The sequence below is a fragment of the Streptacidiphilus jiangxiensis genome, assembly GCF_900109465.1.
Lineage (GTDB): Bacteria > Actinomycetota > Actinomycetes > Streptomycetales > Streptomycetaceae > Streptacidiphilus > Streptacidiphilus jiangxiensis.
The window spans coordinates 19,167-37,189 of the sequence record NZ_FOAZ01000036.1; the positions used below are offsets into that span (position 1 = coordinate 19,167).

Here is an 18,023-nt window from a genome sequence, read left to right on the forward strand (position 1 = left end):
TTAGCGAACACGCATGTACGCAAAGAAGCGGTTCCCGGGGAGGGAAGGTTCGCCCGGCCCCCGTGGCCTTGTGGCGCGGGGCCGCGCAATGGCAGGCTCGGACGCATGTCGATCAAGGTCAGGGTCGCCGCGCAGGGCGACGTGCCAGCTCTCGTCCGCCTGCGTCTCGCCAACGCCGAGCGCCATGTCCAGCTCGATCGCGAGCTCTACCGCGTGCCCGACGCCGAGGTCGTGCGACAGCACTTCGAGGAGACCCTGCGCTCGACCGAGCCCAAAGCGGTGATCCTGGTCGCCGAGGTGACGGGAGACGGGGCGGGCGAGGTGGTGGGCATGCTGGAGCTGGCGCCGCTCGCCGAGCCGCCGGACCACCAGATTCTCGTGCCGCGCCGCGCAGCCGACGTCCACACCGTCGTCCTGGAGGGACGCCGCGGCGAGGGTGTCGGTTCGGCCCTGCTGCAGGCGGCGGAGCAAGCGGCCTCGGAGCTGGGCATCTCGACGCTCTACGCCGGGATCTTCACACCGAACCAGGCGGCCGTCCGCTTCTACTCCTCAGTCGGCTTCGGGCCGCGCGGGACCGTGCTGAGCAAGCCGCAGGCGGCGCCTGCGGCGGCCCGATAGCGGTCAAGGCATCAGTCGGCCGACACCCGCCACCGGAGGCGGGTCGTCGTCCGTCACTCCTCCTCCGTCACGAGTTCGGACCTGTCAGGCCACTCTGCGACGGCGTCGGGCTCCTGGCCGGCCAGGAGATCGGGCTCCCCCAGCCAGACGGTGACCACGATCCTGGCGGGCAGGGGATCGGACCGCGACGCCGGATCGGTGCGCTGCCGAAGGATCATGTCGGCGAAACCCTGCGCATCCAGGTCCACGACGGACTTCGCCGGCAGCGGAGACAGCAGGCCTGGCTCGCCCTGCTCCGAGGTCTCGACGACGTTGTAGTAGTAGGTCTCCATGGGATCAGGAGACCGCCCGCACCGGATCGGCGCGACCTGAGGCACCCGTGCCCTGCACCCGGCGGCCCTGGCCATGCCAGGCCCCGATCGGTATCAACTCTCCTCGGAACACCGCCGGTTGGATCCGGTCGGATCCGGTTGGCGGAGCCGTTCCGTCCGCACGAACGGCCGCCGAGACTGATGTCCACGGCACACGAAAGGGGCATCATGAAGCGCACCACACTGATCCGGCGCGCCGTCGCCGCGGTCGCGCTGGCGGGGTTCGCCTTGGCCGGCGTCGGCTTCACGCACGTCTTCCAGCCCGACCCGGACTGGTCCGGCGGCCTGCACCACCCCACGGCGGTCATGAAGATCGACCACAGGATGAAGCCCGACCCGGGCTGGGGCGGCGGCTGACCGATCTGACAGCGGCCCGCCGGTGCGGCCCGGCGCGCGGGGCAGGGACAACCCGCTGTGGCGACTCGGCGCCTCGCCGTCCGGCTTCCCAGAGCGGCTCGCGCGGCGTGCCGGGCCCCTGGCATGATCGCGGCCGTGTTCCTTGCTTGGGTATTCGACACGTCCCCGGTCAGCCTCCCCGGATGGGCCCTGGTCGCGCTGGGCGCGGCCCTGGTCACGGCGGTGGGCGTGATCCTCGGTGTGCTGGTGGCCGATCGGCGCAAGGCCCGGGGGCGGGCGGCCGAGCGCCGCTGAGCCCGCGCCCGCCCGGCGCGGCAGGGGATGCAGTCGACCGCCGGGCGGGCGCGGACCTCAGACCTCGGCGGCCGTGGGCTCGGCCGCATCGGGCCGCGCCGCGGCGACGGCCAGGCCCGGGACGACCTCGGCGCCCGGGAGCGCCGCCAGCGCCCGCCCCGGCAGGATCAGCTTGCCGCGGCGCCGGCCGCTGCCGACCAGGACGTGCGGTGCGGCCGCCACGGCCTCGTCGATCAGCAGCGGCCACCCGCCCGGCAACCCCAGGGGCGTGATGCCGCCGTACTCCATGCCGGTCTCCGCGACGGCCGCGTCCATCGGCGCGAACGACGCCTTGCGCGCGCCGAGGTGCTTGCGCACCGCGCCGTTCACGTCCAGCCGGGTGGTGGCCAGCACGACGCACGCCGCCATGGTGACCTCCCCGCCCCGCCTGGCCGCGACCACGACGCAGTTCGCCGAGTACTCCGGCGGGGCGTCGTAGGTCTCGCAGAACACCGCGGTGTCCGCCTTCTCCGGATCGGTGTCCACATACAGGACCGCTTCGGCGGCCTCCTGCACGCCCCATCCCGCCAGCGTCTCGGCCACGGGTCCGGCCAGCTCGTCGCGGACGTCGAGGGCCCGGGCAACGGCCGGGAAGCTGCCGAAGGGAGGCGTGATGTGGTCGCTCATGGCAACACCCTAGTGAAGCTCCGACCGTCCACGAACACCCGGGCCGGACCCGTGAGTTCCCCGGCCTGCGCGTCCTGCGATGATCGGACCATGAGTGAGTACTCCTCGCCTGACGGCGACACCGACGAGGCGGCCGGGGTCGCCGCTGCGCCCGTGCGTCTCTACCGGGAGCTGGCCGCCCACACCTTCGTGACGCTCTACTGGCGTCCGGAGGTCTTCGACCGGACGGTCGAGCGGCTGCGCGCGCACCGCTTCGCGGTCGTGGAGGTGAACGCCTCCGGGTGGGCGACCGCCGAGGCCATGCACGAGGACCTCGCGACGGCCCTGGACTTCCCCGACTACTACGGACGGAACCTCGACGCGCTCAACGACTGCCTGCGCGACGTCGTCGCGGGCGCGTACGGCATCCCGGCGGACGCCACCGGCTTCGCGCTGGCCTTCACCCACTACGACCGCTTCGCCCGCGCCTGCCCCCGCGAGGCGCAGGTCGTGCTCGACATCCTGGCCGATCACGGCCGGCACGCGGCGGTGATCGGCCAACGCGTCCTGTGCCTGGTCCAGAGCGACGACCCGGACATCACCTTCGAGCCGGTCGGCTCCATGGGCGTCGCCTGGAATCCGGCCGAATGGCTCGACGCGCGACGCCGCGCCTGAGTTCAGCCCGTGAGGGTGCGGCCGCGGTGGAGGGGACGGGGGTCGCCGGCGAAGTGGAGGTCGAGGCCCAGCCCGTCGCGTTCGGCCTGGAGGTGGAGGTGCGGTTCGGTGCTGTTGCCGGAGTTGCCGACTTCAGCCAGCAGCTGACCGGTGGTCACCCTGTCCCCGGGGGCGACCTGGACCGTGCCGGGGCGGAGGTGGGCGAGGGTGACCCGCTCCGCGCCGGTGTCGATGACGACGTGGTTGCCGTAGGGCGGGCCGTAGCGGATCAGACCCGGTGTCTGGTCCTCCAGGCCGTCCACGACCGTGGTGACGACGCCGTCGCACGGACTGTGGATCGGCGCCCCGAACGCGCGATACCGCTCCGGGCCCTGCGGGTTTCCGGCGCGCGTCCGGGAGCGGAGTGTGCCGTGGGCGCCGACCTGGACCAGGTCGACCGCTCCGCGCTGTTCCGGGATGCCGAGGTGGTGGTTGATCCCCCTGCCGCCGCCCTGGACGACGTACCACGAGCCCCGCAGCGGGGAGGCGAGGAGCGTGGCGGGGTCCCCCCAGCGGTGTCGGCGGGCCCGGAGCAGCAGCGAACAGAGGGAGAGCAGCGCGGCCACGCCGACGACGAGGTCGGCACCGATCGTGCCGTTCGGCAGTGCGGGGGCACGGACCACCGACGCGAGCCCGACCGCGAACACGGCCTGGAGCGGCCGCCGGAACCACCGCGGCTGCGCGGCTGCCGCGGGCGCGAACCCCTCCACCAGGACCGCCAGCGAGGCCAGGGCCGCCAGTGCGGCCGCCTGGTCCACCCGGGTCGAGGCGGTCCAACCGGACTGCGCCCAGAAGACCGCGAGCGCGGACCAGAGCAGTCGGCCGACTCCCTGGCGCACGGCCGGTGCGACGCGCACCCGCGGGCGACGTCCGTCCCGGCGCAGCTCCGGCGAGATCATCAGCCCGGTCAGTGTGCCGTCGCCGCTGGTGTGCGCCCAGGCCAGGACGGCTCCGCGCGGGCCCGTGAGCAGCAGGCCCTGCGGACCGTCCGTCACCTCGATGAAGCCGCCGAGGCGTTCGCGGGTGCCGGAGACGATGGCGGCGAGCCGCTCGACGCCCAGCCTGCTCGCCACGGCCGGGGCGAGACCGGGCAGGTCCGCGGGGGCGGCGAGGAGCAGGGCGCGCAGCGCGTCGATCTCCTGCTGCCGTCGGGCCGGGGCCGACAGCCCGGACGAGGCGGGACGTCCCACGTGGCTGGCTCCTCGCTGGATTCCATCCGGACATGACAGGGTGATCGTATGAGTCGTGTGCGCGGAATGCGGAATTCCATGGTTCCGAAGCGGTGCAGCGGCCCGTCCGGCGACGCTACGGTGGAGGTGAGCCCGGTGGGTCCGGAGTCGAGGAGGCGGTCATGAGCGTGGAGGCCATCGAGCCCGGCAGTGATGGCGACCCGCGTATCCCCGACATCCCCGCGAACATCCAGGCGATCGGTCCTGCCCTCGCCTCCCCCGCGGCGCGGCTTCAGTTCTACGCGCAGGCCATGGCGGCCACCGCCGGCGCGGAGATCGACGCCGTACTGCAGCGCGGGCGCTTCCAGGCGCTGCTGGACCAGGCCGGCCGGAGCGTCCCGCCGACCGGAGGGCGGCGGGTCGGGTTGGAGGAGCTGGCGGCGCCGCTCGGCGGCGTCGACGCGCTGGACGCCGGGTGAGCCTGCCGCCGCGCTGGACCGTCGCCGCGAGCGAGCACGCAGCCGACACGCTGCAGGCCGTGCTCAAGTCCGGGGACGAGCGTCTGTACCGCGCGGTGCTGCTGTTCCTGCGCGGCGCCGCCCTGGAGCTGGGCAGCGCCCTGGCCGCAGGACACCGGCCACCGGGGCTTCGCCTGGACGACGGCCGCATCGCCCTGGACGTCCCCCGCGAACCCGTCGTGGTCTACTACCTGGCCGACACCGCGCGCCGGGAACTCTTCGTCACCGACGTGATCTGGTTGGGCTGAGGCCCGCCCTGCCCCGGCCCGCGGGTGGTCGGCTCACCTGGCGCGGCGGCCGAGGAACCAGTAGGCGATCGCGACCAGCAGGCCACCGCCGACGATGTTGCCGGGGCGACGAAGGCGAGGTTGCGCGCCAGTCCGGCCAGGCCGGCCGAGCCGTCGAAGACGGCGAGGGCGTACACGGCCATGTTGGCCACGCAGTGTTCGAAGCCGATCGCGACGAACACCAGCACGGGGAGCCACAGGACCACGGTTCTCGCCCCGTCGCCGCTCGCCCCCCCGAACATCCAGACCGCCAGGCAGACCAGGAAGTTGCACAACACTCCGCGCCAGAACAGCTCGCCGCCACTGAGGGCCTGCTTGCCGTGGACGAGCTCCGCGAGCATCGCGTGCGCCTGCGGGGAGGAGATCACGCCCGAGGCGTGCACCATGGCGCCGAAGGCGAAGGCGCCCGCCAGGTTGCCGACGAGGGAGAAGCCCCAGCTGCCGAGCAGGTCGCGCACGCCCGTCCGGCCGGTCAGGGCGCCGATCAGCATCACCATGACGTTGCTGGTGAACAGCTGTGCCCCGGCGAACATCACCACCGTCAGCGCGAGCGGGAAGACGCCGCCCTCGACGAGGCGGGCCCACCGGGAGTGCCCCTCGACCAGCGGCGAGACGGCGACGACCAGCAGGACCTCACCGACCGCGATGAAGGCTCCCGCCAGCATCGAGGAGACGAGCATCCGCGCCGGGGCGTGCAGTTCCTGCGCCTTGTGGACGGCCGTGTCGGCCATGGCGTCGAGGTTCTCGGCAACACTGATCACCCCGTCGACGCTACGACCCGCCGCGGGACGCGGACACCGGCGATGGCCCCGAGGCGGACGGGACCTCCGTCACGCGTGCACAGCTCGATGCGAAAGGCCTGGGATTCCCGGGACGTTGGGCCCTGCCAACCGATGACTCCGTCCTCGCGCCGCCGCGCCGGGGCCGTTCCTAGGCTTCGATGCGTTGGCAGCAAACCCACCTTCGAGTTGGTGATTCACGCAATGGACATGAGCGCGGGCAACCGGAAGGGCATCAGCCTCTTCGCCCTCATCATGATCGGCATCGGGTCCATCTTCGGATCCGGATGGCTCTTCGGAGCAGGTTCGGCGGCCCAGGTGGCCGGCCCGGCGGCGATCGTCGCGTGGGTGCTCGGGGCTGTGTTCATGGGCCTGATCGCCATGTCCTACGCCGAGGTCGGGGCCGCCTACCCGATCCCGGGCGGCATGGCCCGCTACGGGCACATCTCCCACGGTCCGGTGCTCGGGTTCCTGACCGGCTGGGCGGTATGGCTGGCGGTCGCGGCGCTGATCCCGATCGAGTCGATCGCCGCCACGCAGTACATGTCCTCGTGGAACTTCGGCTGGGCGCACGCGCTCTTCGACGACGGCGCGCACCAGCTGACCTTCGCCGGTCAGGGTGTGGCGCTGGTGCTGACGGTGGCGCTGTGGCTGGTCTGCTTCTGGTCGGTCCAGTTCCTGGCGCGGGTCAACATCGCGCTGACGCTGTTCAAGTTCGTCATCCCGCTGCTGACCGTCGGGGCGCTGATCGCCTCCGGCTTCCACACGGGCAACTTCTCCAGCGCGGGCGGCTTCGCCCCCTACGGCTGGTCGGCCGTGCTGACCGCGATCACCACCAGCGGTGTCGTCTTCGCCTTCAACGGCTTCCAGGCCGTGGTCAATCTCGGCGGCAACGCCAAGGACCCGGGCAAGGCCATCCCGCGCGCGCTGCTCGGCGCGCTCGCGCTGGGGCTGGTGATCTACCTCGCGCTGCAGGTGGCCTTCGTCGGCGCGGTGCCGCCGGAGCAGCTCGCCGCCGGCGGCTGGCACGGCGTCAACTTCCATTCGCCGTTCGCGGACCTGGCCAAGGTGCTGATGCTGCACTGGGTCGTCACGATGCTGCAGTTCGGCGCGTTCGTCTCCCCCGCGGGCTCGAACATCGCCAACGTCGCCTCCTCCGCCTACATGGTGCAGAACCTGGCCGAGACCGGCTTCTTCCCCAGGAAGCTGACCCAGGTGCACCCCGTCCACGGCAGCGCCCGCCCCGCGATGTGGCTCAACCTGGGTTTCTCGGTGGTGCTGCTGCTCGCCGTCGGGCACAGCTGGAACGCGCTGGCCGCCGTCGTCTCCGCCGTCATGGTGATCTCGTACCTGATCGGTCCGGTCGCGGTGGGCCTGTTCCGGGTCACCAAGCCCGACCTGCCGCGCCCGTTCCGGCTCCCGGCCGCCAAGGTGCTGTGCCCGCTCACCTTCGCCTGCGCCGCGCTGGCCCTGTACTGGTCGAAGTGGCCCAACACCGGCCTGTGCGTGGCGCTCACGCTGATCGCCGTTCCCGTCGCCGCCGTCGTGCTGCTGCGTCGGGGCGAGCGCGACCTGCGTCGGCAGCTGGCCCCGGCCTGGTGGATGGTCGGCTTCCTCGGCTGGATGGCCCTGCTCTCCGCGCTCGGCAGCAAGGACTTCGGCGGCAGCGGGCTGCTGCCGAACGGGCTCGACATGGCCCTGGTCGCCGTCAGCGCCGTCGGGTTCTACTACCTCGCCATCGCCGCCGGGCTGCGGGCGCACCGCCAGGGCCTGCCCGGTCCCGACCCGGTACTGGACACCGGGCGGCGGGCCACGGAACCGGTGCAGCACCAGCGCCTGGTCCCCGCGTCCCGGCAGCCCGCCGACCTCGACGCCTGAGCCGACACCGTCGACGACGTCGACAAGCTCGACGCCCTCGACAAGCTCGACATCGAAGCCCTCGCCGGACTCGCAAGGAAGCTGCAGCAGATGACCATCTCCGTCCTGGACCTCTTCTCCGTCGGCATCGGCCCCTCCAGCTCGCACACCGTCGGGCCGATGCGGGCGGCCGCGATCTTCGCCCAACAGCTGAATTACCAGGGCCTGCTGGCCCGCACCGCGCGAGTGCGCTGCGAGCTGTTCGGTTCGCTCGGCGCCACGGGCCGGGGCCACCACACCCCGAAGGCGGTGCTGCTGGGCCTGGCCGGGCACACCCCGGAACACGTCGACCCCGACCTCGCCGATGCCGAGGTGCAGCTCGTCCACGACTGCGGACGGCTGACGCTCGCCGGCGGACGCCAGGTCCCGTTCGACCCGGACACCGACCTGATGCTGCACCTGGACCGCGAACTGCCCTACCACTCCAACGCGATGAAGCTCTTCGCCTACGACGGGCAGGGCGGCACGCTGGCCGAGAAGGCGTACTACTCCGTCGGCGGCGGGTTCGTCGTCGACGAGGACGAGCAGTGCGCCGACCCGGAGCACGGCGGCGCGCCCGCGCCCACCGCGCACCCCTTCGGCACCACCGCCGAATTCCTCGAACTCGCCCGCGCCACGGGCCTGCCCGTCTCCTCGCTGGTACTGGCCAACGAGACGGCGGCCGGGCGCTCGGAGGCCGAGGTGCGGCACGGGTTGGCGAGGATCTGGGACGTCATGGACGGCGCGATCGAGCGCGGCCTCGCCCGTGAGGGGATCCTGCCGGGCGGTCTCGGGGTCAGGCGACGCGCGGCGGCGGCCGCGCGCAGGCTGCGCGCCGAGGCGGACGCGGCCAACCCCGGTGCGTCGGCCACGGACTGGGCCACCGTGTACGCGATGGCGGTCAGCGAGGAGAACGCCGCCGGCGGCCGTGTCGTCACCGCGCCCACCAACGGCGCCGCAGGCCTGCTGCCCGCAGTGCTGCGGTCCTACCTCGACCTCCACGGTGCGGCGCTCGGCGAGCGCGAGCGTGCCGACGCGGTGGCGCGGTTCCTGCTCACCGCGGGCGCGTTCGGGCAGCTGCTCAAGCGCAACGCGTCCATCTCCGGCGCCGAGGTGGGCTGCCAGGGCGAGATCGGCTCGTCCTGCGCGATGGCCGCCGCGGGCCTGGCGGAGGTGCTCGGCGGCACCCCGGAGCAGGTGGAGAACGCCGCGGAGATCGCGCTGGAGCACAACCTCGGCCTGACCTGCGATCCGGTCGGCGGGCTGGTGCAGATCCCGTGCGTGGAGCGCAACGGGATGGGCGCGGTCAAGGCGATCGCCGCCGCGCGGATGGCGCTGCGCGGCGACGGCCGCCACCGCGTCGGGTTCGACGAGGTGATGGCGACGATGCTGCAGACCGGCCTGGACCTGCACGCCAAGTACCGCGAGACCGCCCGTGGCGGCCTCGCCCTCCACGTCAGCACCTGCTGACGCGAAAGGCTCCGCTCGGGCCGGGCCCGGCCCGGAGCCGCGGACCGACCCGCAGCCCCTGGACCGACCTCGTGTCGAGTTGATCCGGCGTCAGGTCCGCGCCGGATCGGCACTGCTCCGAAGGGGTGCTCTGTGCGATGAGCGCCTCACCAGTGGGAACGACTGTCCTTGTTGTGCGTCCGCTGGTGCGCCGCCGAACGGTGGCGCACCGTCAGTCGAGTCCATTGGAAGGACTGCTGTGAAGAGTATTCGTGTGGCCCTGATCGGTGCGGTGGCTGCCGCCGCGGCCCTTGGTGTCGTCGCCCCGACCAGCGCGCAGGCGGCGACGCCGCGCAGCACGACGCTGGTCCAGACGCATCACCACCGCCACCACCACGGCGACCGTGACCGCGACCGCGACCACCGCCGTTGCCACCACCACGGTGTCGAGGCGGGCGGCGGCGGCATGGCTGCCGTGGTGGCCGGCCTCTCCTCCCACCTCGGTGGCTGATCACCCCGCATTCGGTGGCGGCCGCAACACTGCGGCCGCCACCGCGGTCTTGCTCGCGACCTGCCTGCTCACCCCGGTCCTGGCCGGATGCGGGGCCCAGGCACACCATGGTCCGGCCACGCTCGCGAGTGCCATCCCGCCCTCGCCCTCAGCCGCCGCCGCGTCGCCCGCCCCGGCGAAGCCGGCCATGCTCCCCGTCGTCCCGCTGCCGAGGTCGGCGCCGGTGCGGATCGTGATTGCCAGGCTGGGCGTGAACGCGCCGCTCGTGCCGGTCGGCCGTGCCGCCGACGGGACGGTGGCGACCCCTCCGTTCTCCGAGCCCACCACCGCGGGCTGGTACCGCGGCTCGATCACCCCGGGCCAGAACGGCACGTCGGTCATCGTCGGTCACGTGGACACCCCGACCGGACCGGCGGTCTTCTACCCGCTCACCGTCGCCCGCACCGGCGACACCGTCGCCATCACCCGCGCCGACCGCAGCACGGCGGACTTCACCGTCGACGCCGTCAAGGTCATCCCGCGTGACGACTTCGACGAAACCCAGGTCTACGGCGCCACGGGCCGCCCCGAAGTGCGGCTGATCACCTGCGGCGGCACCTTCGACAAGGCCACCCAGGAGTACAGCAGCAACATCGTCGTCTACGCGCACCTCACCCGCACGACGACCTGACCACCGACCCCCGACCGCCGCGCACGCCCCGACTACTCGGCGATGCCGCGGGTCAGCAGGACGACGGTGACGAAGGTGCGGTAGAGGCGGATCGGGTCCTCGTCCGTCAGCGTCACCATCGTCGGGTCGTCCCGGTCCGTTTCTCCCGCGCCGCCACGGCGGACGCCCGTGATCCAGGTGGCCATCTCGGCCAGGTCCGGGTTGCGGAAGCGGACGGTGAGCGTGGCGGGCAGGGCGATCGCCGGGAGGCGCCGGACGGACTCGTCGCGTTCGCGCAACGCCCGCACCGCCTCACGAGCCTGATCACGGATCAGTTCACAGGCCTGCTGCGGGTGGAGGCTGTCGGCGGCGAAGCGGTTGACGGACTCCTTGACCACGGCGGCCCGCGCGCCCGGACAGAACGGGCTCAGCTCCTCGGCCGTGGTCCGGTCGCCGGTGATCAGCGCGACGGGGACACGATGGCCGAGCGCGACCAGCGCGTTGATCGCGCTCTCCCCCGCGAGCTCACCGTTCAGCCGGACCTCCGCGACGGCGAGCGGGTTGTAGGTGTGCGACAGGGTCGCGGCGCAGGCGGACATCGAGCCGTGGTAGGACACGAAGAACACGGCGTCGAAGGACGCGTCCAGACCTTGCATCATGTACAGCGGCTTGTGCCGGCCCGACAGATACCGTGCGCCACCGGCCAGTTCGTCCGGCCGGAGATTCGCCATGCGCCCGTGCGAGTCGTTGACGACGAACTGCGTCGCACCCGCGTCGAGGGCGCCCTCGATGGCCGCGTTGACCTCGCGCTGCAGCAAATCGCGATAGTAGGGGTAGTCCGGGCCGGTCGGCCGGCACTGCTCCCAGTCGACGACGCCCGCCGTGCCCTCCATGTCGGAGGAGAGGTAGATCTTCACAGCACCACCCGCGGGTGCAGCTCGGGCCGGGTCGAGTCGGCGGTCATCACGGCGTAGACGCTGCCCTGCTGGCCCGCGGCGCCGCCGTGGCGGCCGTCCGGGGTCAGCGCCAGGGCGCGCAGCTCGGCGCGGTAGTCGTCCGGGAGGGTCGCGGCCTGCGCGAGGGCGAGGCGGCACGCCTCGGCGGGGTTCTCGCCGCGCGCCAACAGGTCGACGATCGTGCGGGCGGTGCCGCCGCGCATGCTGAGCTCGCCGCGGCCGGTGCAGGCGGCGCCGCCGGCCCGCAGGTCGCACCAGTTGCCCGCGCCGGGGACGGCGGAGTCGCCGACGCGGCCGGGGTACTTGAACGGGTAGCCGGAGGTGGAGACGCCGACACACAGCTCGCCGGAGGCGTCCAGGGCGATGATGTTGATCGTTCCCCACGGACCCTCGTGCGGCGCGAGCCGTCGCACCAGGGCGAGCGCCGACTCGCGGTAGCGGCGGTCCCCGTCGACGGCGCCGGTGTTCTCGCCCTCGACCGACCGGCCCATCGCGTCACCCTCGGCGGTGGCGGTCTGCTGCAGTTGCTCACGCCAGATGCGGCGGGCCTCGTCCGTCAGCAGCTCGGCCCGCTCGAAGCCGTTCTCGGCGGCGAAGAGCTCGGCTCCCTCGCCCACCAGCAGGCAGTGCTGCGGCAGCCTCTCCAGCACGGCCCGGGCGATGGAGATCGGGTTGGGGTAGCCGCGCACGGCCCCCACGGCTCCGAAGCGCTGGTCGGAACCGAGCATCACCGAGGCGTCCAGCTCCACCTGGCCGCGGGCGTTGGGAAGGCCGCCGGTGCCGACGTAGTGGTCCGCCAGGTTGTCCTCGCAGCGCCGCATGGCCGCCTCGACGGCGTCGAGTGCTGAACCTCCCCTCCGCAGCACCTCGATCCCGGCCGGGAGGCCGGCCTCGCTCCGCTCGCTGCCGATGATCACAGGTTGGGTCATGTCGATCACTCTGACATGAAAGTACCGAAGAGCGGGAGAGGCCATTACCTGTGAATCTCCGGCGGCGACTTTCTAATGGTTGCGGCGTCTTGCATCCATCAGAACATGGTGCCATGCTTCTCATGGGAGACGGCGCGTTCAAACGTGAGAAAGCCTGGGTGGTGAGATGTACGTCAGGGAGCTGTGGCGGTACCCGGTGAAGTCGCTGCGCGGCGAACGGCTGGAATCCGCGGCGCTGGCCGAGGAGGGCGTGCCCGGCGACCGCGTCGTCCACGTGCGCCAGAACGACCGGGTCGCCACCGCCCGCACTCGGCACCGGCTGCTCGGACTGGACGGCACCACCGGCCCGGACGGCGGGGTTCTCGTCAACGGGTTCCCCTGGGACGACCCCCGGGCCGCGGAGCTGATCCGGCAGGCAGCCGGCCCGGGCGCGGAACCAGCCTGGTACACCGGCCCCGAGCGCTTCGACGTGCTCCCGCTGCTGGTGGCCACCGACGGCGCGATCGACGCCTTCGGCCACGACGGGCGACGCCTCCGCCCCAACATCGTCGTCGGCGGCGTCCGGGGACTGGCCGAACGCGACTGGCCCGGCAAGGTCCTGCGGATCGGCGAGGCACTGATCGGTGTGCGCACCCTGCGCGCCCGGTGCATCGTCACGACGATCGACCCCGACGACGGCTCCCAGAACCTCGACGTCCTACGCCGCATCCACCGCGAGTTCGACACCGGACTGGCCCTCAACTGCTGGGTCGCCCACCCCGGCACCATCCGCCCGGGCGACCCGGTCGAACTCCTCGACCCGTCCGAACTCGACCACCCGCTGCCCGAACCCCGGCCCGGCGGCTGGATCGTGGGCGCGCCGTACCTCGTCCCGTAGGGCCCCGGCGGACGCGCCGCAGCGGCCGTTACGCCTGGTCGGTCACTCGGCACCCGTCACGTTCAGGTGCTCGTCGAGGTACTTCTGCACGGGGGCGAACAGCCCGTCCGGCACGTACCGCGCCAACTCCTCGAGGGTGACCCAGGCGACCTCGTCGAGCTCCTCGTCGTCCGCGGCGTAGACGTCGCCGGAGATCAGCCGACAGACCACGTACGACATGTGCCGACCGGTCCCCGGGTGCACGCGCTCGCCGATGAGCAGCGTCCCGTCGACCTGCAGGCCGGTCTCCTCCGACGTCTCCCGTGCCGCCGCGGCGAGCGCGTCCTCGCCCGCCTCGATCGCGCCGGCGGGGAACTGCCACGTCAACCCGGCCTCGGCGACGGCACGGCGGACCATCAGGACGCGCCCGTTGTCGATGACGACCGCGGCGGCGATCCCGGGCTGATCAGTCGGCTGCTCGCTCATGCGCACTCCCGCGGAGTCACCGGTACGGACGGATGGATCCTGTCCACGGGGAGGGACCCCGACACGTCCGCCCCGGCCGGCGTCAGCCGTCGACGGCGACGCCACCCCACTCCGCCGGGTCGACGTCGCGCAGGGTCTGGGTGAAATCCCAGTGGTGGCCGCCCAGGTCCTCCAAGGTGCAGGAGCGCTCACCGTACGGGAACTCGGTCGGCTCCTGGAGCACCCGGGCCCCGGCGGCGCGGGCGCGCGCGAACACCGCGTCCACGTCCTCGACCCTGACCTTGATCACGTGCGTCTCCGCGCCTGGCCGCGGCGGGGTGCGCTCGCCGTGGACGTCGGCGACGATCACCGCGCCGTCGGCCCCGATGCGCATCTGGGAGCGGTGGTCCTCACCGATCCGCAGGCGTTCGGCGAAGCCGAACGCGGCGGTCAGCCAGGCCACCGCCGCACGGACGTCCGGATACACCAGCACGGGGATCACCGTGCTGCTCGGGATGGAGCGATTGCTCAGCACTCCTCCACGGTAGCCCTCAGCGGTCGACCAGATCGGCCACGGCAGTCGTGGCGGCCATGGCAGTCGCGGCGCCCGTGACGCCCGTGACGCCCGTGGCGCCCGTGGCGAGCGCGTCGACGGAGGCGACCAGGGCTGTTCGGAAGGCGGGGTCGAAGGGCCCGTAGGTGCGCAGGCCCGCTGCGCTGCTGGGCGACATCAGGTGGCCGAGCCGCGGATGGATCGTCAGCTGCGAGGTGAGGCCGTGGGCGAGGGCCGCCCGGTGGAGCAGGTGGGCCTGGCGCGGCGGTGTGGTCCAGTCCTCGGCACCGACGTGGATGCTGATGCGCCCGGTGAGGTGGGCCAGCCGGGTGTAGGGGGCGGGCTGGGCGAACCAGTCGCGCCAGTACGAGGCGGGCGCCGACTCGTCGCCCTCCGCCAGGGCCCGCCGCTCCCAGTCGTCGTACTCCAGGGCGAGCTCGGCGCGCAGCACCTCCAGGTCGGCGCTCTCGCCGAAGCGGTCGACGAGGTCGAACCCGTCCCACCAGCCGCTGCGCCCGGCGGTGTCGGCCTTGGCGGCGGCGAGGTCGACGCTGCCGTCGACGGCGGCGAAGCCGCCCGCGACGAGCCACTCCAGGCGGCGGTCGAGGCCCATCCAGCGGTGGAACACCGGGCGTGCCTCGGCGCTGGGGGCGACGAGGACCAGGCGGCTCTCGCCGCCGAGGCGTTCGGCGGCGGCCAGCGCCACCTCGGCGCCCATGGAGACGCCGAGCAGCAGCACCCGGTCCGCGTCCACGGTGGGGTGGCCCCGCAGCTCCTCGACGACCCGGACCGCGTCGTCGACCAGGCCGGTGAAGGTGAACCGGTCGCTGCCGGCGCCGCCTCGGCGGTCCTCGGTCAGGAAGCGGGCGTCGAAGGTGGCCGCGCCGAGGCCGGCACGGACCAGGTCGGCGCCGAGATCGGCGAAGAGGCGGACGGGCACGGTCCCCGAGGCTTCCGCGGGCAGGTAGGCGTCGCGGTCCCAGACGCCGAACGGGTGCAGCAGCACGACCGCGGGGACGGTCGCTCCGAGCGGGAGCCGGCGCGGCAACCGCAGGAGGGCGCTGCAGCCTTGGCCCCCCGGAGCCGGCTCGTCGGTGCGGTCGACCGTCCTGCGGTTGCTCATGCTCTCCCCCTCGCGCCCTCCGGCGAGGGCCCTCAGGAGAGCAGCGTAGGTGCGATTTAACAGCACGACCGTTCGTGCTAATGTGACGCACAGCCGAGCCCGACCGATCCGCCGGACCGAGGAGCGCCCACCATGGAAGCCGCCCGCGCCGCCGCGAGCACGCTGCTGAACACCACGTCCCTGCTCCCGGGTCCGCTCGCGGGGAAGGTCGCGTTCACCCTGTTCCACCTGCCCGTCGCGCGCAGCCGACTGCGCTCCTCCCAGCGCGCGTTGCTCGACCAGGCGCAGGTCGGCCGAATCGCGGCGAGCGGTGGCCGGCACGCGGTGACCTACCGGTGGGGCGACGGCAGCAGGCCCGTTCTGCTGGTGCACGGATGGCAGTCGCGCGCCTCGCGCCTTGCGGACTTCGTGCCCGGACTGCTCGACCGCGGCTACAGCGTCATCGCCTTCGACGCGCCGGGGCACGGCGACGCGGGCGGTCGGAGCGCCTCGATCCTCGACTACCGGGACGTCGTGACGGGCCTCCACGCCCAGTACGGCACGTTCGAGTGCGTGGTCGCGCACTCCCTGGGAGCGCTCGGGGCGTTCTTCGGCCTACGGAGCGGGGCGACCACGCGGAAGGTCGTCACCATCAGCGGGGTGTGCGACTTCGACTACCTGGTGGAGGAGTTCTGCGCCGAGCTCCGCGTCCGGAGCCGACTCAAGGGCCGCCTGCTGGAAGAGATCCGCACGAACCTCTTCCCCGACCTGCCACCGGAGCAGGTGCCCTTCTCACTGACGGACATGCCTCCCGTCGTCGCGTCGCCACTGCTGGTGATCCACGACGAGTCCGACACCAGGATCGATGTCTCGCAGGGCCGTCGGCTGGCCGCAGCCTTCGGCGACCGCGCCCGACTCGTCGTCACCAGCGGGCTCGGGCACCGGCGCATCATCAACGACGCGGGTGTCATCGGCTGCGTCCTCGACTTCGTCGACCAGGCCCCGGACGCACTCGACGCCTCGCGGCTGTCGGCGCGCTCCCGCTGACCGCACCGACGATGCGTTCTCGCTGTCCCCTGCCCCTCGGAGGAGCCCGACGATGACCGGACCACACCCCACCCCCCAGGACCCCGCCGCGAGCCGCCCGCCCGGCCCTAACCAGTGGTTCAAGGACCACCTCGACGCTCTGATCGACGCCGAACTCATCGTGGACGTCCCCACCACGACCGCCGCGACCGCCGCGGGAGCCGGCCGCACCCCCTGGCCCCCGTGGCGGCGCCCGTTCCGCAGGCGGGCGTAGCCCTTCGTCCGCGCTACGCCGCGGCAGGTCGCCTGCGCACGTGCCGGTGCCCCTCCTCCGGGAACTCCGGCGGCAGCGGCGGGAGCACCGAGGCCAGCTCGTAGCCGCACTTCTGTGCCACCCGGCACGAGCCCTCGTTGCCCACGGTGTGCAGCAGCTCGATCTCGTCCGCGGGCAGCAGGTCCTGCTCGCCGAACAGCCACTGCGTGGCAGTCTCGACGCACCGCGACGCGATCCCCCTGCCGCGGGCCTGCGCGACGGTCCAGTACCCGACGCCCGTCGCCAGGGTGGCCGGCGGATCGGCCGCCTTGACGACGAAGTGCCCGACCACCACGCCGTCCTCCTCGACGGCCCAGCTGAGCAGCGTCCCGTCGGCCCAGCCCGCGACCACGTCGGCGAGCCAGGCACGGGCCTCGTCCGCGTCACCGATGGGCCGCATCAGCCACCGCCGCATCACCTCGTCGCCGTGCGCGGCCACGATGGCCGGAACGTCCGCGTCCCGCCAGGGGCGCAGGGTCAGGGGCGGCGCGGTCTCGGTGGGCGGCACGGTCAAGATCATTGGTGCGGTCATACGGGCCATCCAACATCACGTCGGACGACGGGATCAGCGAAGCGATCAAAAACCTCGCGTCTGCGGGGTGGGGCGCTCGCAAATTTCGTTGAGCCCGCACCGGTGATCCTGTTGGCTGTCGGCATCGAACTGTCAGAACCGCTGGTGTCCGCCCGGTCGTAGCAGGGAGTACAAGATGCAGGACGTTGTCGTCGACCCCGGTGCCCATAATCGGGTCGCCTGGGACAGGCTTGTCCGGGAGGGCAACGAGTGGTCGAGGCCGGTGAGTTCTGAGGATGTCGAGCGCGCCCGCAGGGGCGACTGGTCGATTGTTCTGATCGGGCATGAGCCGGTCCGCCGCTCCTGGCTGCCGACGGACCTGACCGGCAAGGACGTGCTGTGCCTGGCCTCCGGCGGTGGCCAGCAGGGTCCGATTCTGGCCGCCGCAGGGGCGCGGGTCACCGTGTTCGACAACTCGCCCGGCCAGCTCGGACAGGACGAGATGGTGGCGGCGCGCGACGCGCTCGAACTGCGCACCGTCCTGGGTGACATGCGCGACCTCAGCGCCTTCGGCGACGCGGCATTCGACGTGGCGTTCCACCCGGTCTCGAACGTGTTCGTACCCGACGTGGCACCGGTGTGGCGTGAGTGCTTCCGCGTCCTGCGACCGGGCGGAACCCTGCTCGCGGGCTTCGTCAACCCTGATGCGTACCTGTTCGACCATGAGGCCCTCGACGAGCGCGGTGAGCTGGTCGTCGTGCACAAACTTCCCTACAGCGATGTCACGCACTACTCCGCCGAGGAACGCGCCACGAAGTTCGGGGCGGACGCCCCTCTTGAACACAGTCACACCCTCACCGGCCAGATCGGCGGGCAACTCGCCGCGGGGTTCGTCCTCACCGGCTTCGCAGAAGCACCGCACCAATCCAACGCGTCCGCCGCATACATGTCGCACTATTTTGCGACGCTGGCGGTCAAGCCGGGCTGACCAAAGGCCCTTCGGGGTCCTCTGCCACGCTTCGGGAGCCGGCCGCGGCCAGGTGGCCGCGGTCGGC

General features: G+C 72.6%; 24 protein-coding genes. 14 read left to right on the forward strand and 10 right to left on the reverse strand.

Translation table 11 applies throughout. The features are described 5' to 3' along the window. Positions 1–105 precede the first annotated feature (105 nt). Complete coding sequence (locus BMY61_RS39625) at positions 106–618, forward strand: GNAT family N-acetyltransferase (protein WP_052439411.1); 513 nt, start codon at positions 106–108, stop codon at positions 616–618. 53 nt (positions 619–671) lie between these two features. Here the strand turns inward: BMY61_RS39625 and BMY61_RS39630 are convergent, their stop codons facing one another. Beyond that, complete coding sequence (locus BMY61_RS39630; protein WP_042457984.1) at positions 672–950, reverse strand: hypothetical protein; 279 nt, start codon at positions 948–950, stop codon at positions 672–674. Positions 951–1,157: 207 nt separating this feature from the next. Here BMY61_RS39630 and BMY61_RS39635 point away from each other — a divergent pair, with 207 nt between their 5' ends. Both BMY61_RS39635 and BMY61_RS46790 read left to right on the forward strand, forming a co-directional pair. Continuing rightward, entirely contained in the window at positions 1,158–1,346 is a 189-nt protein-coding gene (locus BMY61_RS39635; protein WP_042457987.1) for a hypothetical protein, read from the forward strand. Positions 1,347–1,481: 135 nt separating this feature from the next. Beyond that, entirely contained in the window at positions 1,482–1,640 is a 159-nt protein-coding gene (locus BMY61_RS46790; protein WP_161791345.1) for a hypothetical protein, read from the forward strand. Positions 1,641–1,697: 57 nt separating this feature from the next. Here BMY61_RS46790 and BMY61_RS39640 read toward each other — a convergent pair whose 3' ends face one another. Next, positions 1,698–2,306 (reverse strand): YbaK/EbsC family protein, encoded by a 609-nt coding sequence (locus BMY61_RS39640; RefSeq protein ID WP_042457990.1) that lies wholly within the window; start codon positions 2,304–2,306, stop codon positions 1,698–1,700. Between the two features lie 90 nt (positions 2,307–2,396). Between BMY61_RS39640 and BMY61_RS39645 the strand changes: the two genes are divergently transcribed. Then, a complete protein-coding gene (locus BMY61_RS39645; RefSeq protein WP_082015572.1) occupies positions 2,397–2,960 on the forward strand; it encodes a barstar family protein in 564 nt (187 codons plus the stop codon). Positions 2,961–2,962: 2 nt separating this feature from the next. On the opposite strand, the gene BMY61_RS48160 is transcribed toward BMY61_RS39645, so the two are convergent. Beyond that, complete coding sequence (locus tag BMY61_RS48160; protein ID WP_052439412.1) at positions 2,963–4,189, reverse strand: M23 family metallopeptidase; 1,227 nt, start codon at positions 4,187–4,189, stop codon at positions 2,963–2,965. Positions 4,190–4,350: 161 nt separating this feature from the next. Here BMY61_RS48160 and BMY61_RS39655 point away from each other — a divergent pair, with 161 nt between their 5' ends. Together BMY61_RS39655 and BMY61_RS39660 are read left to right on the forward strand one after the other, a co-directional pair. Continuing rightward, positions 4,351–4,647, forward strand: coding sequence for a hypothetical protein (locus tag BMY61_RS39655; protein WP_042457992.1), 297 nt, complete (start codon positions 4,351–4,353; stop codon positions 4,645–4,647). Beyond that, complete coding sequence (locus BMY61_RS39660) at positions 4,644–4,934, forward strand: hypothetical protein (RefSeq protein ID WP_042457994.1); 291 nt, start codon at positions 4,644–4,646, stop codon at positions 4,932–4,934. Before BMY61_RS39655 ends, BMY61_RS39660 begins: the two co-directional genes overlap by 4 nt. Here BMY61_RS39660 and BMY61_RS39665 read toward each other — a convergent pair. Further along, on the reverse strand, positions 4,874–5,734 hold the full coding sequence (locus BMY61_RS39665; protein WP_052439413.1) for a formate/nitrite transporter family protein: 861 nt from the start codon (positions 5,732–5,734) through the stop codon (positions 4,874–4,876). The genes BMY61_RS39660 and BMY61_RS39665 overlap by 61 nt on opposite strands. Before the next feature lie 228 nt (positions 5,735–5,962). Between BMY61_RS39665 and BMY61_RS39670 the strand changes: the two genes are divergently transcribed. The 4 genes from BMY61_RS39670 to BMY61_RS39685 all read left to right on the forward strand — a co-directional run bounded on the left by BMY61_RS39670 (position 5,963) and on the right by BMY61_RS39685 (position 10,278). Further along, positions 5,963–7,630, forward strand: coding sequence for an APC family permease (locus tag BMY61_RS39670; RefSeq protein ID WP_042458104.1), 1,668 nt, complete (start codon positions 5,963–5,965; stop codon positions 7,628–7,630). Between the two features lie 90 nt (positions 7,631–7,720). Beyond that, the gene (locus tag BMY61_RS39675) at positions 7,721–9,118 is read left to right on the forward strand and encodes an L-serine ammonia-lyase (protein ID WP_042457996.1); all 1,398 of its coding nucleotides are present in this window, start codon (positions 7,721–7,723) and stop codon (positions 9,116–9,118) included. 238 nt (positions 9,119–9,356) lie between these two features. Next, the gene (locus BMY61_RS39680) at positions 9,357–9,608 is read left to right on the forward strand and encodes a hypothetical protein (RefSeq protein WP_143094750.1); all 252 of its coding nucleotides are present in this window, start codon (positions 9,357–9,359) and stop codon (positions 9,606–9,608) included. Next, positions 9,601–10,278, forward strand: coding sequence for a class F sortase (locus BMY61_RS39685; protein WP_075004238.1), 678 nt, complete (start codon positions 9,601–9,603; stop codon positions 10,276–10,278). The genes BMY61_RS39680 and BMY61_RS39685 overlap by 8 nt, the downstream gene beginning before the upstream one ends. 32 nt (positions 10,279–10,310) lie before the next feature. Here BMY61_RS39685 and BMY61_RS39690 read toward each other — a convergent pair whose 3' ends face one another. Together BMY61_RS39690 and BMY61_RS39695 are read right to left on the reverse strand one after the other, a co-directional pair. Continuing rightward, positions 10,311–11,174, reverse strand: a complete 864-nt coding sequence (locus BMY61_RS39690) for a M55 family metallopeptidase (protein WP_042458008.1) — start codon at positions 11,172–11,174, stop codon at positions 10,311–10,313. Next, complete coding sequence (locus BMY61_RS39695) at positions 11,171–12,142, reverse strand: glycosylasparaginase (protein ID WP_161791346.1); 972 nt, start codon at positions 12,140–12,142, stop codon at positions 11,171–11,173. Before BMY61_RS39695 ends, BMY61_RS39690 begins: the two co-directional genes overlap by 4 nt. A 166-nt stretch (positions 12,143–12,308) precedes the next feature. Between BMY61_RS39695 and BMY61_RS39700 the strand changes: the two genes are divergently transcribed. Next, a complete protein-coding gene (locus BMY61_RS39700; protein WP_042458012.1) occupies positions 12,309–13,019 on the forward strand; it encodes an MOSC domain-containing protein in 711 nt (236 codons plus the stop codon). A 42-nt stretch (positions 13,020–13,061) separates the two neighbouring features. Here the strand turns inward: BMY61_RS39700 and BMY61_RS39705 are convergent, their stop codons facing one another. The 3 genes from BMY61_RS39705 to BMY61_RS39715 form a co-directional block, all read right to left on the reverse strand. After that, on the reverse strand, positions 13,062–13,484 hold the full coding sequence (locus BMY61_RS39705; protein ID WP_075004239.1) for an NUDIX hydrolase: 423 nt from the start codon (positions 13,482–13,484) through the stop codon (positions 13,062–13,064). An 82-nt stretch (positions 13,485–13,566) separates the two neighbouring features. Next, positions 13,567–13,998 carry a VOC family protein gene (locus BMY61_RS39710; RefSeq protein WP_042458019.1) on the reverse strand — a complete coding sequence of 144 codons (432 nt, stop codon included), beginning with the start codon at positions 13,996–13,998 and terminating at the stop codon, positions 13,567–13,569. A 16-nt stretch (positions 13,999–14,014) separates the two neighbouring features. Next, positions 14,015–15,139: an alpha/beta hydrolase family protein gene (locus BMY61_RS39715; RefSeq protein ID WP_042458022.1), complete on the reverse strand. Its 1,125-nt coding sequence runs from the start codon at positions 15,137–15,139 to the stop codon at positions 14,015–14,017. Between the two features lie 132 nt (positions 15,140–15,271). Between BMY61_RS39715 and BMY61_RS39720 the strand changes: the two genes are divergently transcribed. Both BMY61_RS39720 and BMY61_RS39725 read left to right on the forward strand, forming a co-directional pair. Beyond that, the gene (locus BMY61_RS39720; RefSeq protein WP_042458025.1) at positions 15,272–16,165 is read left to right on the forward strand and encodes an alpha/beta hydrolase; all 894 of its coding nucleotides are present in this window, start codon (positions 15,272–15,274) and stop codon (positions 16,163–16,165) included. Between the two features lie 52 nt (positions 16,166–16,217). After that, a complete protein-coding gene (locus BMY61_RS39725) occupies positions 16,218–16,418 on the forward strand; it encodes a hypothetical protein (protein WP_042458031.1) in 201 nt (66 codons plus the stop codon). 13 nt (positions 16,419–16,431) lie between these two features. Here BMY61_RS39725 and BMY61_RS39730 read toward each other — a convergent pair whose 3' ends face one another. Beyond that, positions 16,432–16,977 carry a GNAT family N-acetyltransferase gene (locus tag BMY61_RS39730; RefSeq protein ID WP_143094751.1) on the reverse strand — a complete coding sequence of 182 codons (546 nt, stop codon included), beginning with the start codon at positions 16,975–16,977 and terminating at the stop codon, positions 16,432–16,434. Between the two features lie 187 nt (positions 16,978–17,164). On the opposite strand from BMY61_RS39730, the gene BMY61_RS39735 reads away from it, so the two are divergent. Then, the gene (locus tag BMY61_RS39735) at positions 17,165–17,956 is read left to right on the forward strand and encodes a class I SAM-dependent methyltransferase (protein WP_042458038.1); all 792 of its coding nucleotides are present in this window, start codon (positions 17,165–17,167) and stop codon (positions 17,954–17,956) included. Positions 17,957–18,023: the final 67 nt, after the last annotated feature.